The following is a 16,675-nucleotide window of genomic DNA, read 5'->3' on the forward strand; positions in this document are numbered from 1 at the left end:
TCTTAAAGGGGGTATTATATTACCTCGTTTTGCCTTCGATTGAATGTCTGGAGTTTGATTAAATGTATTCTCTGCTTCGTCCACTGTTGTTTAAACTGGACACCGAGCGTGCGCATGCGCTGGCCCTGCATGCCCTGCGCTGGCTGCCTTCGGCCTGTTTTGAAAAGCCAAAACTCAGGCCCGTAAAGGCCTTGGGTCTTGATTTTCCTCACCCCATTGGCCTGGCGGCGGGGTTTGATAAAAATGGCGAACACCTCGATGCACTGGCTAAACTGGGTTTTTCCTTTATTGAGTTGGGGACGGTAACGCCCAAGCCGCAACCGGGTAACCCGAAGCCCCGTCTTTTTCGCCTGCCCGAGGCCAATGCCATCATTAACCGCATGGGGTTTAATAACCAGGGGGTGGATGCCTTGGTCGAGCATGTGGCCCGGGCACGTTACAAGGGCATTCTCGGCATTAATATTGGTAAAAATAAGGACACTCCGCTAACGCACGCCGCGCAGGATTACCGCTACTGTCTGCAAAAAGTGTTTAAGCAGGCCTCCTATGTGACGATTAATATCTCATCCCCCAATACCCCCGATTTGCGCTTGCTGCAGCACGGCGATTTTTTTATTGATTTACTGATGCAGTTGACCGACGAACGCAAGCGTCTGGAAGATCAATACCAGCGTACTGTTCCGCTGTTGGTTAAAGTGTCCCCGGATGAAAGCGACGACGCTTTGAAACAGATGGCTGATGTGGTGGTCAGTCAGGGAATTAATGGCATCATCGCGACCAATACGACATCGGAGCGGGAGGCAGTGGCTTCCTTACCCCATGGCCAGGAAGCCGGCGGCTTAAGCGGGCGCCCCCTGGCTTCGCGTGCGACGGCCTGTTTACGCCTTTTAAACGAAGTGGCTGGCAAAGACGTTTGTCTGATTGGTGTTGGCGGCATCGACAGCGGTGAAATCGCCCGGGAAAAGCTGGCAGCGGGCGCTTCGTTGCTGCAGGTCTACACCGGTTTGATTTATCAGGGGCCAGGTTTAGTCAGCCGTCTGGTGTCCGCCCTGAATGCCTAGAGGGGACTGCTACACTTAAAGAAGAAGCAAAAAAAAGCAAAAGGAGGTTTCCATGACCCGCCATACCATCAGTCCTCAGCCTTATGCCGTCGATCGCAAGGGCAAAACCGATGACAAACCAAAAAGCCGGCTCGCCGGCAGTGAAATGGAGGATCCGAAACGTGACAAAGCGGCTGAAGAAAAGCGCAACATTAAAACCAAACGGGGCTGAATCAGCCCCGATGGTTTGTTAATACACTCCTGACTCTAATGACGGATAACCAGCCTGGCTTTGGCATTTTCACTCATTTTCAAGGCAACGGTAACGGCTTCTTCCTTGCTATCAAAGTGCCGTATTGCACGACTCGCGCCGTCCTTTTTAATAACCCAGCCGCGTTCGTCTTCGCCGAGGTAATAACAGCTCGCCTGTTCCGTATCGAGCTTAAGGGTTTCTTTTAACAGGTTTTTAATCATCAGCAGGTGTTCCTGCTCCTGTTTGAGCGGTATTCGAAAACATTCAGCAACCACGTCCTGTCCTTGCTTCATGGCCAATTCAATCAGCAGTTCCCATCCAGCATTATCCGTTAATTCGGCAATGAGCAAGGTATTCAGCAATTGTGCGGCATCGGTGCGCGGATCAGTCATCACCTGAATGAGACCCATGCCCGCGACGCTCGTAACATCGGCACAGGGGGTGATTGCGGTTGCATCGGCGCCTAATTGATCCATCACCGTTTTGACGATGGCCATGTGCTCAGCTTCTTCTTCGCGAATGTGTTCCAGACGATTGAGAAATGCCGACGGCAGATTAAACCCTTTGGCCTTGGCAATGGCGGCTTCATACAGGCGGACGCCGGATCGTTCAAAGGCAAGGCGCTCCCCGAGCTTGTCAATCAATAACGTCATGTCTTTGGTGGCGGAGGCTGTTTTTAATTCATCCTTTTGCGCTTCCGTCATAGGCGGTATGGTACCGATGGGGTCCACTTCCTTAACCATTTTACTGCGCTCAAAGGCAAGTTTTTGCTCATCTCCGGGAACGTCAGCAGGAAAACGTTCGGTGGCTTCAAGCATCGCCTCAATGTCCTGCGGTATCAATTGCCCGCCGGTGACGTTGTGCATGGGTTCGTTTTTATTCATGATGAAATCCTTTTAAATGCGGTTGAGTTCGGTACCCGGTTGCCATTGGTATCCAGCAGAAACAATTTCAGCCGGAATCCCTTCTGAATTCATCTGGTCGCGGTAGAGTAAGGACTCGTCGTCTTCCTTGTCTTTGGGAACATAATTGACCCCATCCGTGCGAGGATCGATTTCTTCTTCAAGCACTTTGCGAACAAAGGGGCGCTGGCTCTTAAACGGAATCATTTCAGGGATTTTGCCTTGCAGAATTTCCTCAGGATCGCGGTTCTCATATTTTTTAAAGCATTCGCAGGCCATCTGCAGATGGCCAATTTCATAATCAAGAAAGCGTTGCCAGATGGCTTTGACAAAGGGATTGGTTTCCTGCTGAACACAGCTTAAGTAATTGTAGATTTCCACCGCTTCATGGACTATCCAGCGTTCAATCAGGCTTTCGGATGGGTCCATCAATGACTCATATTGGGTCACGTGCTGCTCTTCCACGGAGGCAATTTCAGCATAGAGTTGCCGGGCCAGAGGATCGGCAAACAAAGGACCTATGTTCATGTAATAATCATGCGTCTGGTATTCCGCTCCGGTAATCATCGCCGCATGAATTTTGGTGATGAGTTCCGCCTGGTTTTTGTCATAGTGATTGCGCAAATCGCTGCGGGGGGCGCGATGATGAACCGAGGTTGGTCGGCCGGGAACAATGTCGGTATATCCTTGCAGAATATTATTGGCGTCCTTGCCTTCCAGACGATCAAGCATGGCTGCATAGCGATAGAGGTGATCGAAATCTTCGAGCAATCCAAAGCGATAAGTCTGGGCCTGATAGGGATCCGGCTCGTTCTGAGCTACAGCAGCGGTGACTTCAATCGCCACCTGCTCATAGGCAATAGTGGTTTCCAGCGGGGAATGGTCGGCGGACAGCAGCCAGTTGATTTGGGTGGCCTGATGTTGTTCGACACGGCGAATTTTGGCCAGGGGCAACTGCAACTCTTTTTTGCAACGGGCCAGAAAATGCTTAAGCCTTAATGTGTCGCTCTCAATGCCATTCATTAAAATGACACGCACACGGGTAAAGGCATCATCATCCAGTTTGCTGATGGTTCTCCCGGCTAACTCTTTCCAGGTAAACGATTGTTTGTCGAGGGGGCATCCCGGCTCAGCAAGAAAATCAATGAAATTAATAGTCATAAACGCTCCTTGTTTGACTAATTTATTATAGAAAAATTTAATTCATTAAATTAAATATAGCAACGTTATTATTTAAAAATAAAAATTATTTTTATATTTAATTTTTTTTATTATTATTTTTAACTTGTTATAAAAAATATTAAGGATGATCATGAAGGAAAATGGACGAATTTTAATTCTGGGTGGGGCAGAGGCAAAGGAAGAAAAAAAGCCTGGGATTCTCGAGTCTGATAATTACTATCTACTGACAGAGGTTGTTTGTCGGAACAGACCCAATCATCTTGAATTTATTATTACGGGCGGAAAGGATTTTGATGAAACCATAGAAAAATACCAGGCTATTTTTAAAAATGTCCCTGATTTAAAAGCTGATTTTATGATTATTGAAAACAGGGATGATACTGGAAATCATGAAAATATTGAACGGATAAAAGCGGCAGATACTGTGTTTTTTTCGGGTGGAAATCAAGCGGAAATCATTGAAACTTTGCAGGATTCATCCTTGATGGATGAAGTTAAAAACAGTTATGAAAACAGGAGCGAATTCCTCGTCATGGGGACCAGTGCCGGCGCGATGATGCTGCCCAAAAAAATGATTAACGAGGGCAGTAATTCCGAGGCCCAGGTGGATTAATACCTGAAAATAACCGACGGCCTGGCGCTCATCAATGGGTGCATCATTGATACCCATTTCATTCAGCGGGGACGTTTTGCACGCCTGGCGCATGCAGTGAGCGGCCATGCCGATGACCTCGGGATAGGGCTTGAAGAAAACACCGCGCTGCTTTTAGATGACGGCAAAGCTTACTGTCATGGCGAAGGGACGGTGGTGTTGATTGATGCCCGTGATCTTGATGATAGTCAGGCCTGCCGGGAAAGGGACTTGGGCTATATCACCAATCTCAAAGTCCATCTTCTGGTTGCCGGATGCTACTTTGACCTGGACACGCTGACCATCGGCAGGGACCAGGCAATACACCCGTGAGGCTTGTTTCTGTGTAGCCTCAGGACGGGCGATGGAGCCTTCTGGGCTATACTCATACACAGGAACAAGGATAGCCATCTTGAAACAAAACAGGGATTGTTATGATTGCGTAATCATTGGCGGCGGGCCAGCCGGTTTAACGGCAGCACTCTATTTAGCCCGCTTTCGTCGTCATTTTAAAATTTTTGACAGCGGCGAAAGCCGGGCGGCCCTGATTCCGGTTTCCCATAATTACCCGGCGTTTGTAGAGGGGGTCGCGGGCGTCAGGTTACTCGAGTTATTAAAAGCGCAACTGGCTTGCTATGAAACCACGATCACAGCCGAGAAAGTGAGGCAACTAAAAAAGAAGGGAGGCCTATTTGAGGTCTTGACAGACAGTGCCTGTTATTCCGCCAGGATGATCCTTTTAGCGACGGGCGTTATCGATATCAGCCCTGATTTACCGCATGCGGAAAAAGCCATTGCGCAAGGATTATTGCGCTATTGCCCGGTTTGTGATGCTTATGAAGTCAAAAACAAGCGCATTGGTGTGATTGTTCAGGATAGAAAAGGGTTAAATGAAGCCTTGTTTGTGAGGCATTACTCGGCCGATGTCCTGGTGTTGGCGCAAAGGAACGTGGTGTTGACAGACTACGACAAACGGCGCATGAAGCAGGCGGGTATTCGCCTGCTGTTTCAACCTGACATTCATTTTGATTTCAAGCATCGTTTCATTGAGATTCAAGCGGAACAAACCCTCCATATCGACACCCTCTATGCGGCCTTGGGTACCATTCAGCAGAATAAACTGGCCATTGATCTCGGTGCGCGGGAAGACAAGGGGGATCTGCTGGTCAATCGGCACCAGCAAACCTCCGTCCCGGGCTTGTATGCAGCGGGGGATATTACGGCCGGTTTAAATCAACTGGTGGTGGCGGAGGGACAAGGAGCCATTGCGGCAACGGATATCCATAACCGCTTGAAAAAAAGACGTTAATGGCGATAAAACCGTGGAATACTTGGCGCAGGCTCGGGTTTAAGGGTACAATTTGGCTTTTTTAAGGTCAAAAACAACTCATCTTCATGAATAATCAAGCGCCTGTCAGCTCCAAAGCCTTGTACCGCCGCCTCCTGACTTATGTTAAACCTTACTGGATGGTGTTGGCGCTGGGGATTATTGCCAATATTTTATACTCAGGTATCGATGCCACCTTCACCTACCTCATGCGCCCTTTTCTTGACAAAAGTTTCATCAATGTGGATATGGCTTTTGTTCGGCAAATCCCTTTACTCGTTCTGCTGGGGGTTTTATCACGGGCCGTGGTCAGTTCGCTTGGCAGCTATTGCATGACCTGGGTATCCCGATCCGTTGTGCAGGTCTTAAGGCAGCGGGTGTTTGCTCATATTATCCGTTTGCCGGCTGATTATTACGACGAAGCCACGTCCGGTCAGCTTCTATCCAAAATCCTCTACAACGTGGAGCAGGTGGCGCAGGTCAGTGCCGATGCGCTCACTGATTTTATTCAAAACGCTTTTTTAGTCGTCGGGCTTTTAACGGTGATGATGGTTATCTGCTGGCAGTTTTCCCTGATGTTCCTGCTCACCGTGCCTTTCGTGGGACTGATTGTCAATTACACCAACAAGCGGGTCAGGCGTATCAGCCACAAAGTGCAGAAATCCATGGGGGAAGTGACTGAAATTGCCAGTGAGGCGATTGAGGGGTATCGGGTGGTGCGTATTTTTGGCGGTGAAGAGTATGAAACGACCAAATTCAACCGTGCCACCGAAGCCTCGCGGGTTAATGACATGAAAGTGGCCGTCAGCAAGGCCATCAATGTGTCCGGCGTGCAGTTTGTGCTGGCGATTGGTATTACTGCCATCCTGTACACAGCCATTCATCTGGCGACGGTGATTCCTATTTCAGCGGGCTCGTTTGTGGCGATCATCGCGGCCATGCTGCAGTTAATCAAGCCGATGAAAACCCTGACCACGCTCAATGCCACCATTCAAAAGGGACTCGCCGGTGCTGAAAGTGTCTTTGCCATGTTAGACAGTCCGGTTGAGACGGAGCAAGGCAGGGTATTGACGGCAAGGGCACAGGGTGAAATACGGTTTGAGAAGGTGGGTTTTGCCTATCGCCAGGGGCAGGTGATTCTCAATAACATCAATCTCCTTATCCCAGCCGGCCAGACTGTGGCGCTGGTGGGTCATTCCGGCAGCGGTAAAACCACGTTGGCGAGCCTCCTGCCTCGTTTTTACGAAGTAACTGAGGGGCAGATCTGCCTGGATGGCGAACCCATCCATCAGTTGAAGCTGAGCAGCCTGCGCGAGCAGATGGCCTTGGTCAGCCAGCATGTGACCTTATTCAACGACACCCTGGCCAATAACATTGCCTACGGCCGTTTTGATGTGAGTCGTGATGACATTGTGGCGGCTGCCAGACTGGCTTTTGCCGATGAATTCATCCAGCGTCTGCCGGAGGGATATGATACGCGGGTGGGCGAAAATGGCTTCCTGCTTTCAGGTGGACAGCGTCAGCGTCTGGCCATTGCCCGGGCCATTTTAAAAAACGCGCCCATTCTCATTCTTGATGAGGCCACCTCCGCGCTCGACAGCCAGTCGGAGCAGGCGATTCAGTCCGCACTGGAGCATGTCATGAAAAACCGCACCACGCTGGTCATTGCCCATCGTCTGTCCACCATTCAGCGTGCGCACAAAATTGTGGTATTGGATAAAGGCCGTATTGTGGAGCAGGGGACCCATCAGGAACTGCTTGAACGCAATGGCCATTATGCGCAACTCTATCGTGCGCAGACATTGCACCATGCGCATGAAGACAGGGTGACTTAATGCCGGCAATGCTTGAAAAACTGTGGTATGGAGGCCACAGAGCCTACTGGTTACTGATTCCTTTCGCCTGGCTCTATCAGGCTGTGTGTGCCTGTCGCCGCTTTTTTTTGCAACGGTTCCGTCAGCAGCGATTTCAGGTTCCTGTCATCGTCGTGGGTAATCTTTCCATCGGGGGCGTAGGTAAAACCCCATTAGTGATTGCCATAGCCCGGCAATTGCAGGACAAAGGCATCAAAGTCGGCATTGTCAGCCGCGGTTACGGTGCCCGCCTGACTGTTTTTCCTCATGAGGTGACACTCGACAGCACGGCGGCAGAGGTAGGGGATGAGCCCCTGCTCATCCGACAAAAAACCGGGTGTCCTGTTGTGATTGCCCCGAAACGGATTGAAGCCGTTCGTTACCTGCTGCAACACCATCACCCGCAGGTGATTGTCAGCGATGACGGGTTGCAGCATTATGCCATGGGGCGCGCCGTTGAAATTGCGGTCATCGATGGCCAGCGCGGTCTGGGCAACGGCTGGTGTCTGCCGGCAGGGCCTTTGCGTGAGCCGCCAGGCCGACTCAAGAAAACCCAGCTTGTGGTCGTTAATCAGGGACGTTGGCCCGACGCCTACCCTATGACGCTGACGCCTGGCTCATTAACTCATCTGATTTCCAGGCGGCCTGTTAAAAAAGAGGATCTCACTCCACCCATTGCCGCCATGGCCGCCATTGGCAACCCGCAGCGCTTCTTTTCGACTCTGCAACAAATGGGCTTGATTTTTCAGCAATATTCTTTCCCCGATCATCACTTTTTTACAGCAAATGAGCTACAATTCCCCGAATCATCGGTCATTATGACTGAAAAGGATGCGGTGAAATGCCATTCCTTCGCAAAGGAAGGCTGGTATGTCTTGCCGGTTGAAGCCACCTTACCTGATTTATTCTGGCAAGCCTTGTGGTCACAAGAACAATTAAAAGGGTTAATTTCCTCATGAGACACGTTAAATTTTATGGATTCCTGCTTCTTGGGTTATTCATGACCGCTGCGTTCCCAAGCGACAAGACAGCCGCACCCAGGCCGGGGGAGGCCGTGGAGTCGGAAACGCCGGTAGCCAATATTCTTTCCTTAAGCGCCAAGCAGGCTGACTGGGTATTCTCCGGCGCCGTGACCAATGAAAGCGGCGAGCGCTACAATTACTATTTTGAGTTGCAACGTAACGACCTGCAATTCCAGGCCCAGGCGATTTTAGTCGATGCGCAAACCGGTGAACTGGTCCTCCATGAGCAAAGCGACAGCTTAATTGATGATCCTGAGAGCAGCCAATGGCGGGTGGGCAAGGCTTTTCTGCGCTTTAACGCCATCAATAACAGCTGGATTTTCGGGGTCAAGGGAAAAGACAGAGGGTTTAATTTCAAAGTGGACATGCTGGGGCTTTCCGGCACTAATTATTCCAGACAACAGGATATCCGCAATGGCATCGAATTGCTGATTAATCAGACAGGTCGTTTAAACGGTCATTTACAAACCGGGGAAAACAATCAGGAGCAGTTCGTCACAGCGAAAAAAGCCTGGTTCAGGCAGGTGTGGGTCAGCAAACCGCAAACACTTGGCCATCCCATGACCGCCGTACTGTGTGAATTCAATGACGGCGGTGGGTTTTACGCGGTAAATCTTAAAGAAGCCGATGCCCTGCGCGGTGCCGTGGCTGGTTTTCGAAATGAAGAAGGCACTGCCGTGCCGGTGTCGCAATTTGTGACGGTCAAAAAAGACAAAAGCGGTTTATGGGTTATTCATATTCCCTCACCGAAGCTGACTTTAACGCTTAAGGACATGCTGGAGCAACTCAATACCCGTCACCAATTGGTCGCCGGTCTGGTGAAAGGGGTAAAACCTGGTTTTTGTGCTATCAGCCTGCAGGACATCGGGCAAACGCCTGCCTCGCCTTCTCAAAAAACGACTTAGACTTCGTTTTTATCCGGTAATAACAAGGCAAGTCCTGCGGCAATGATTAAGCCGCAGGGTACAATGACCAAGGCCCATTGATAATCAGCCAGGGTGTATGCCTCGCGGCTGCCGCGGAGATAATCAAGAAAGTAGCCTACCAGCGGTTGCAGTAATGGCGCGGTTAACATGGCCAGGGTATTGGTGAAGCCCGTGCAGGTGGATAGCGTGTCCTGTGGAGCCAGCTCATTGGCAATGGAATAGGACAACATGTAGGCGCCGCAGCAGACGCCAATCAAAAACATCAGCCATGCCATGCTCACTGAAGACTGAATGGGCATGAACAGGGCCATGAGTAAAAAGACGGCGGTTGACAGACAGGAAAATAACATGAGTGGGGTTCGGCGATGAAAATAACTGGCCAGGTAGCCGAAAAGCGGGCAACTCACCGCGGCGCCAAGAAACACAAAGGCATCGATGAGACTGGCTTCCTTAAGGGTTAAATTCAATTTGATTTGTAAAAACGGAATCGCCCACAACGCCCCAAAAACAGTGATGACAGTGAAGCTTAACCCTACAAACAAGCCATTAAACCAGGCTTTGGGTGATTTAAGAATGAAAAGCAGCGGTTTCAGTTGCGATAATCTGAGGGCTTGTTGGGGTTTCGCAGGAATAAGCTGCCAGCAGCAGAATGCAATGAATACCCCGCCAATACCTGCGCAGTTAACAAAAAAACGCCAGCCCCAATGCGCAATGAGTCCCCCAAGACATATCATACCGAGCATGGTTATTAGAAAGCCTAAGGTTTCTGAAAGGCCAATCATGAAGGCAAATTGCCGGATTGGAAAATGCTCGCGCAGTAAATGGGAAAGCCCGACAAAAGCAAAAGAAGAACCGGCGCCAATCATCAGGCGGCTCAAAACCAGTGCCCCTATTTGTTCGCTATGAGCAAAAAGAAAGCAGCCGGCGCTGCAGAGCAGGGCATTGACCGTTAAAAGGAAACGAGGGTTAGCCCTGTCAAAAAGAATACCGACCGGGATCTGCAGGCTGGTGTAAACATAGTAAAACGAACTGCTTAAGACACCGGCCATCAGTGCTGAGAGCTTCATTTCCACCATGATGGCACCGATGATGACGCCCGATGACAATTGCAGAAAAAATTGAAACAATACAAAGGAAACCCCTACCAGCCAGATTAAAATGCGCCGGGTCGACAGGGAAAGCGGTATACTAAGAGAAGACATTAATCTCAATTCAGATTAAAAAGTGCTGAATATACCCCCTAACCTGGCATCGAGCAATGTTTACGAGGAAATATGAATTTACGTGATCTGCAGTATTTTGTGGTTTTAGCCAAAACAGAGCATTTCGGCGAAGCCGCAAGGCAATGTTTCGTCAGTCAGCCGACGTTAAGCATGCAGATTAAAAAACTGGAGGAAGAGCTGGGCGTGCAGTTGTTTGAGCGCGATAACAAGCGTGTGATGCTCACCGATTCTGGCCGTTTGCTGCTCGGACGGGCTAAGGCTATTCTTTCGCAGGTTGTCGAAATGAAAGAGATGGCTAATGCAGCGCGCGATCCCTTCGCCGGTGAATTGCATCTGGGGGCTATTCCTACGGTGGCGCCTTACCTCTTGCCGCTTGTTATGCCGGGTATTCAAGACCGTTTCCCGCAATTAAAAATCTGGTTGATTGAGGATAAAACGCATCATTTAGTGCAACGCCTGCAGGAAGGGACGCTCGATGCCGCAATCATGGCTTTGCCAGTGGCGGGGGATTTCGAGCATCAATTGCTTTACGAAGAGCCTTTTTATTTTGCCTGTTCCCCCGATTATCCCTTACCCGCCGGACAGCCTGTCCAACTTGAGCAGTTGGCCGGGCAGCCTATCATGCTTCTCGAAGAAGGGCATTGCCTGCGTGACCAGGCCATGTCGATTTGCCAGACCGTTAAAGCAGAAACCACGGTTGATTTTACCGCAACAAGCCTTGAAACCCTGCGGCTCATGGTTCAGGCAGGTCGAGGCGTCACCCTCATGCCCGCGTTGGCGGTGCGGGGTATTGCCGAGAGTGAATTAAAAATTCTGCCTTTCGCCAATCCCAATGCTTCTCGCCGCGTTGCGTTATTCTGGCGCGGCAGTAGCGCCAAACGGCGTTGCCTTAAGGCGATGGCTGAGGTGATTCATGACAGGATGGCCGTTATCCTGCCGTCGGAACGTTCGTGATTTTTCAAAAGACTTGTTGCTGTCTGACGCATTCTCTTGCTAGAGTGGAAGCTTCCTTTCTTTGCTGATTTTCTATGTCGCAACCTGCTGAAATTAAACATCTTCGTGTTGGCTTTGAGACGGCTGAAACGACCATTACCGCTGTCGATGACATCAGTTTTAATTTAATTCCCGGCGAGACCATGGCTCTGCTTGGCGAGTCAGGTTGCGGTAAATCCTTAACGTCCCTGGCGCTTATGCGCCTGTTGCCGCCTTATGGGGTGTATGGTCAGGACAGTGAGGTGCAGGTGCAGGGAGAGGATTTGCTAAGGCTTCCGGAATCCATGATGCGGCAGTTACGGGGACGGCGATTGGCGATTATTTTTCAGGAACCGATGACGGCATTAAATCCCGTACTGAAAATAGGGGAGCAGTTGGCTGAAGCCCTGCGGCAAAGCGATAAAAAATTTAACCACGCGTCCTTGCAAAAGCGCATGGTGTCCCTGTTGAAAGAAGTCGAAATTCCAGAACCCGAGTTACGCCTAAACCAATACCCTCATCAATTGTCAGGCGGCCAAAAGCAAAGGGTTGTCATTGCCATGGCGCTGGCTAATCATCCTGAAATCCTGATTGCTGACGAACCGACTACCGCGCTGGATGTCACTATCCAGGCACAGATCCTGCAGTTGCTTAAAAAACTTCAACAGGAACATCAGATGAGCATGCTGCTCATCACGCATGATTTAAGCGTGGTGAAGGCCGTGGCGGATCGTGTGAGTGTGATGTATGCGGGTCAATTGGTTGAGCAAGCCACGGTGGATGAGTTTTTTAGCCAGATTAAACACCCTTATTCGCAGCAGTTGTTTGCTTCTTTACCCGAATTTAATAAGCGCGGTCATCGTTTGCAGACGATAGCGGGAAGCGTACCGAGCCTTGATGCCATGCCGCCCGGCTGCCGTTTCCACCCGCGTTGCGCCCATCGTTTTGCCCCTTGTGATGTTATTGAGCCTGCCCTGCAGGACGTGGATCAGCGATTGGTGCGTTGCCATCTGTATCCTGAGCACCGTGAGCCGCCGCCGCTTCAGGAAGTGCAGCAACGCTGGGAAAAACAGGCGGTGGCGGACGAGGTCATTCTTCGTGCTGAAAACCTGCGTGTGGACTTCATTCTGGGCAAGCGCCTTTTTCATAAAGGTCAGGTGCTTCATGCCGTGGATAATCTGTCGCTGACCTTGCGCCGCGGTAAAACCCTGGCCCTGGTCGGCGAATCCGGTTGCGGTAAAACAACGGCGAGCCGTGCTTTGCTGCGGCTGTTGCCGATTACCTCAGGCGAAATAGTATACCGTGATCAGGATATCCGCGCGCTGCGGGGCAAGGCATTACGCGATTACCGTAAAAAAGTGCAGATAGTCTTTCAGGATCCGTTTTCATCCATGAACCCGCGCATGACGGTTGGGGAAATCATTGCGGAGGGCATGCAGGCTCAGGGAATGGCGGCTAAACGAATTGCAGAGAGGCAGCGTTGGCTACTGGAGCGGGTTAATTTGCCGCAAAAGAGTCTGGATCGTTACCCTCATCAGTTTTCAGGCGGCCAGCGGCAACGCATCTGCATCGCCCGTGCGTTAGCCACTGAACCTGACATTGTGATCTGTGATGAGCCCACCAGTGCGCTGGATGTTTCAGTCCAGGCTCAGATTTTAAATCTGCTCAAGGAGTTGCAGCAGGAGTTGGGCATGGCCTATTTGTTTATTACCCATAACATGGCCGTGGTGTCCTATATGGCCGATGACGTCATGGTCATGCGCAAGGGGCGATGCGTGGAAGAAGGATCCTGCGACGCGATCTTTAAGCACCCGCAGCAGGCGTATACCCGGCAACTGTTAGCCAGTGTATTGCAGATTTAAGTGTTGCTGACTGTTGAACGCTTGATCGCATTATCGATACTCGTTCACAATTTGTTATTTCTTAATGCGTTGCAATAAATCGGCGCTTTTGGTGCTGGTATCCGTGTGATGAATCTTGAAAAAACGATTGCGATGCATGCTCATCAATGCACCATTGTTTACTTTTTTTCCATTGATTTCCAACGTGGACTCTTCTTTTTCCCATTGCTCAATAATGCCTCGAATGTCATCCAGAGAAGTGAGGTCTGCCTCTTTAATTTTGGCATGCAGGGCGTTTAAGCTTTCAATCTTGGCCGAGGGATCGAGCAGGATGTGCTGATGCCACTGACCCAGTTCAGCAATCCGTCGGCTTATGGCTTGAAGCACCTCCACTTTTTGGATTTGTGTCTGGGGAGGAATGGCCTCTATTGCTGCGTGCAGTGTATTGGCCTCAGCGAGTGGTACAAAGACGCAATCAAAACGCCTCCCTTGCTCGTCGATGGTTTGGAATTGACAGTCCGGCAACTGGGTCTTAATAAAGGTAAAATCTTTCGAAGGCAAGGATTGCTGACCGACAGTGTATTGAGGAAAACGAATGGCAATGGCTTTGTGATTGAAGGTGTCAGCGGCCATGCGGACTAAAATGTCTGGTTTTTTTAATTGCTTGCGTAAACCCTGTTCATAGTCAAAGATCGTTTCATCATTAATTTCCCTGCTTACTTTGTAGCTATCGTCCAGGCACATGATCATGCGGAATTCAAGATGGGGGTTGATTTCTTTTACCGAGCGGGAATCGACAACAGCATTGCCTGATTTAAAATCAAGTCCCTGGGTTTCTAATTGATGAATACCGGTGGCATCGCGATAGAATCCGCCGTCTGGATGGTCCCCACTCTGAGCATCGGGCGGCAGACCATAATGTTGATTCAGTTCGTTGGGTATGACACCGGTCATGATATTACGGGGGGTATCATCAAGAGGGGCCAGACGGGAGTTGGTGTCGCCGAGAATAATGGATACCTCACTGGCTGTATTGGTTAACAGCGCTCCATAAAGTTTTTCGTGCCCGTCAGGAAAAGCACTGTAAATGCCCCAGGTATTGTGGAAATCAATGGTTAACCCTTTGTTATCCTTATCTTTAACCGTCACTGAGCGTATTCTTGCTTTGCGATCCAATCGGGTTGACTGTTCTTCAAAACGTTTTTTGGAGTAGCAGGTAACCAGCCCGGTGTTAAACTCGGCTTTGATCTCCCAGTCGTCTCCAAGTGCTGCGCGTAAATCCTCGATCACTGACTCACCGGCCTCCTGCAGGAATAGCACCTCCGCCTGGTGTTTTTTTATCCCGTTTGCTAAACCGGTAATAATCCGCTGATGACGTTTGGCTGTATCTTCGTTAGAGTTTGTTGCATGAATACCCGAACACGCTGAAGTCCCAAGAATATTAAGTGATATCATGACCAACGGTTTTTTGTTCTTACCCAATGGAACCTGGGTCACAATGGGTAAATGATCAGAGTAAGCCAGGTCCGGATGGTTCTGTACTTCATCAAGCGTTGGGAAAAGCGGATGTAGGCGGGGAGGCATGATTGCTCTTAAGCGATTAACACCATGAGTTAAGTATATGAAATTTAAACCGCAGGATGAATCGATAGTGTAAAATAAGCCCCAAAAAATGAAAATAACACATCAGGCCGTACCGGATAAACCGGTACGGCAGGCAATCAGTGATTGATTAGTTGAGAAATGAAGGCGGGCAAATCCTGCAATTTAATGGTGGAAATGGTCTCGCTGTTACGGGCCTTGTATTCTACCGATTCGTCCTGCAGGTGGCGTTCACTGATGACCAAACGGTGCGGAATGCCAATTAAGTCGCTGTCGGCGAACAAAACGCCGGGCCGCTCGTTGCGGTCATCCAGTAAGACATCAACGCCTTTTGCCTTAAGATCCTCGTATAATTTTTCTGTGGTTTCACGAACCAGTTCGGAGCGGTTGGCATTGACTGGGATAAGGACCAGTTGGAAAGGAGCCATGGAGGGCGGCCAAATGATGCCGCGTTCATCATGGTGTTGTTCGATGGCAGCGGCGACCACACGGGATACGCCAAGCCCGTAACAGCCCATGATCATGGTCTGTAATTGCCCTTCTTCATTCAATACGGCCGCTTTCATCGCTTTCGCGTATTTGTCACCCAACTGGAACACATGACCCACTTCAATGCCGCGGCAGGCACGCAGGCGGCCTTTACCATCGGGGCTTAAATCACCTTCCTTGACGTTGCGCAAATCAAACGTTTCGACTGACGCCGCATCACGCGCCCAGGAGGCATTGAGGTAATGCTTGTCCGCATGATTCGCACCACAGGCAAACGAGGGGAGTGCAAACGCGTGATGATCGACAATGACTGGGATGGCAAGATTAACCGGTCCTAAGGATCCAACCGGGGCTTTTAATTGTTTTTTAATGGTTTCATCATCAGCAAAGCGAAGCGGCGATTTAACCAGGGGGTGCTTGGCCGCCTTGATTTCATTCAACTCATCATCGCCCCGTAACACCAGAGCCACCAGGGGATGGTCATGGCCTTCAACAATTAAGGTTTTTACCATTTCCTCCGGTTGAATGGCAAGCAGGGCTGCCACGTCTTCGATGGTCTTTTTGCCCACGGTATCCACCAGGCGTAGGGCTTCTGTGTGCGTATGGCGTACAGGTTCGGGTGTTAAACTGGTCGCTTGTTCGACATTGGCTGCATAGTCGCTTTGATCACTGTAGAAAATTAAATCTTCACCGGAATCCGCAAGCACCTGGAATTCATGCGACGCGGAGCCGCCAATGGCGCCGGTGTCGGCTTCTACAGCACGGTATTTCAAACCAAGCCGGTCAAAAATTCGGCAATAGGCAAAATACATGTCATCATAAGTCTGTTGCAAGGATTCCTGCGTCAGGTGGAATGAATAGGCATCCTTCATGATGAATTCACGCGCGCGCATCACCCCGAATCGCGGCCTGATTTCATCGCGGAATTTGGTTTGAATCTGGTAAAAGTTAACCGGTAACTGCTTGTAAGAGCGCAACTCGTTACGCATGATGTCCGTGATGACCTCTTCGTGTGTCGGGCCATAGCAATAATCCCGGCCATTGCTGTCTGTCATGGTTAACAGCAGGCCGCCAAAAGTATCCCATCGACCGGTTTCCTGCCAGAGCTCAGCCGGTTGAACGGCTGGCATCAATACTTCCATGGCCTTGCTGCGATTCATTTCTTCGCGCACAATCTGTTCAACCTTGCGCATGACTTTTAAACCAAGCGGCATCCAGGTATAGAGTCCTGATCCCAGTTTGCGGATGAGGCCGGCTCTAAGCATTAATTGATGAGAGACAATTTCTGCATCGTTCGGGGTTTCCCTTAGGGTGTTTAAAAACCATTGCGACACACGCATAGCAACTCCTGATGACGATTAATTTAAAAACGGTCATTATATACTCCCACAGGCAATAACCCTAGCCACGGA

15 protein-coding genes are annotated in these 16,675 nt (G+C 50.0%); 10 read left to right on the plus strand and 5 right to left on the minus strand.

The features are described 5' to 3' along the window. Positions 1-62 precede the first annotated feature (62 nt). Together Lrub_RS05225 and Lrub_RS14720 are read left to right on the plus strand one after the other, a co-directional pair. Positions 63-1,061 (plus strand): quinone-dependent dihydroorotate dehydrogenase, encoded by a 999-nt coding sequence (locus tag Lrub_RS05225; RefSeq protein WP_058531121.1) that lies wholly within the window; start codon positions 63-65, stop codon positions 1,059-1,061. A gap of 52 nt (positions 1,062-1,113) precedes the next feature. After that, complete coding sequence (locus Lrub_RS14720) at positions 1,114-1,272, plus strand: hypothetical protein (protein WP_156413027.1); 159 nt, start codon at positions 1,114-1,116, stop codon at positions 1,270-1,272. A gap of 35 nt (positions 1,273-1,307) precedes the next feature. On the opposite strand, the gene Lrub_RS05230 is transcribed toward Lrub_RS14720, so the two are convergent. Further along, positions 1,308-2,177: a DUF2188 domain-containing protein gene (locus Lrub_RS05230; protein ID WP_065235715.1), complete on the minus strand. Its 870-nt coding sequence runs from the start codon at positions 2,175-2,177 to the stop codon at positions 1,308-1,310. Positions 2,178-2,189: 12 nt separating this feature from the next. Then, a complete protein-coding gene (locus Lrub_RS05235; RefSeq protein WP_058531122.1) occupies positions 2,190-3,356 on the minus strand; it encodes a hypothetical protein in 1,167 nt (388 codons plus the stop codon). Positions 3,357-3,507: 151 nt separating this feature from the next. Here Lrub_RS05235 and Lrub_RS05240 point away from each other — a divergent pair, with 151 nt between their 5' ends. From Lrub_RS05240 to Lrub_RS05265, 6 genes are all read left to right on the plus strand, one after another. Continuing rightward, positions 3,508-3,990, plus strand: a complete 483-nt coding sequence (locus Lrub_RS05240; RefSeq protein WP_058531123.1) for a Type 1 glutamine amidotransferase-like domain-containing protein — start codon at positions 3,508-3,510, stop codon at positions 3,988-3,990. A 96-nt stretch (positions 3,991-4,086) separates the two neighbouring features. Then, a complete protein-coding gene (locus Lrub_RS05245) occupies positions 4,087-4,341 on the plus strand; it encodes a hypothetical protein (protein ID WP_058531124.1) in 255 nt (84 codons plus the stop codon). Between the two features lie 79 nt (positions 4,342-4,420). Beyond that, positions 4,421-5,317 carry an NAD(P)/FAD-dependent oxidoreductase gene (locus Lrub_RS05250; protein WP_058531125.1) on the plus strand — a complete coding sequence of 299 codons (897 nt, stop codon included), beginning with the start codon at positions 4,421-4,423 and terminating at the stop codon, positions 5,315-5,317. 86 nt (positions 5,318-5,403) lie between these two features. Next, positions 5,404-7,170, plus strand: a complete 1,767-nt coding sequence (gene msbA / locus Lrub_RS05255; RefSeq protein ID WP_058531126.1) for a lipid A export permease/ATP-binding protein MsbA — start codon at positions 5,404-5,406, stop codon at positions 7,168-7,170. Beyond that, entirely contained in the window at positions 7,170-8,147 is a 978-nt protein-coding gene (gene lpxK, locus Lrub_RS05260; RefSeq protein ID WP_058531127.1) for a tetraacyldisaccharide 4'-kinase, read from the plus strand. The genes msbA and lpxK overlap by 1 nt, the downstream gene beginning before the upstream one ends. Then, on the plus strand, positions 8,144-9,115 hold the full coding sequence (locus tag Lrub_RS05265) for a hypothetical protein (RefSeq protein WP_058531128.1): 972 nt from the start codon (positions 8,144-8,146) through the stop codon (positions 9,113-9,115). The genes lpxK and Lrub_RS05265 overlap by 4 nt, the downstream gene beginning before the upstream one ends. Here the strand turns inward: Lrub_RS05265 and Lrub_RS05270 are convergent. After that, complete coding sequence (locus Lrub_RS05270; protein ID WP_082651446.1) at positions 9,112-10,338, minus strand: MFS transporter; 1,227 nt, start codon at positions 10,336-10,338, stop codon at positions 9,112-9,114. The genes Lrub_RS05265 and Lrub_RS05270 overlap by 4 nt on opposite strands. Positions 10,339-10,410: 72 nt before the next feature. On the opposite strand from Lrub_RS05270, the gene Lrub_RS05275 reads away from it, so the two are divergent. Together Lrub_RS05275 and Lrub_RS05280 are read left to right on the plus strand one after the other, a co-directional pair. Continuing rightward, entirely contained in the window at positions 10,411-11,313 is a 903-nt protein-coding gene (locus tag Lrub_RS05275; RefSeq protein ID WP_058531129.1) for a LysR substrate-binding domain-containing protein, read from the plus strand. 74 nt (positions 11,314-11,387) lie between these two features. Next, positions 11,388-13,193, plus strand: coding sequence for an ABC transporter ATP-binding protein (locus tag Lrub_RS05280; RefSeq protein WP_058531130.1), 1,806 nt, complete (start codon positions 11,388-11,390; stop codon positions 13,191-13,193). Positions 13,194-13,247: 54 nt separating this feature from the next. Here Lrub_RS05280 and Lrub_RS05285 read toward each other — a convergent pair whose 3' ends face one another. Next, the gene (locus Lrub_RS05285; RefSeq protein ID WP_058531131.1) at positions 13,248-14,756 is read right to left on the minus strand and encodes an endonuclease/exonuclease/phosphatase family protein; all 1,509 of its coding nucleotides are present in this window, start codon (positions 14,754-14,756) and stop codon (positions 13,248-13,250) included. A gap of 137 nt (positions 14,757-14,893) precedes the next feature. Beyond that, entirely contained in the window at positions 14,894-16,603 is a 1,710-nt protein-coding gene (locus tag Lrub_RS05290) for a proline--tRNA ligase (RefSeq protein WP_058531132.1), read from the minus strand. Positions 16,604-16,675: the final 72 nt, after the last annotated feature.

The organism is Legionella rubrilucens, assembly GCF_001468125.1.
Taxonomy (GTDB): domain Bacteria; phylum Pseudomonadota; class Gammaproteobacteria; order Legionellales; family Legionellaceae; genus Legionella_C; species Legionella_C rubrilucens.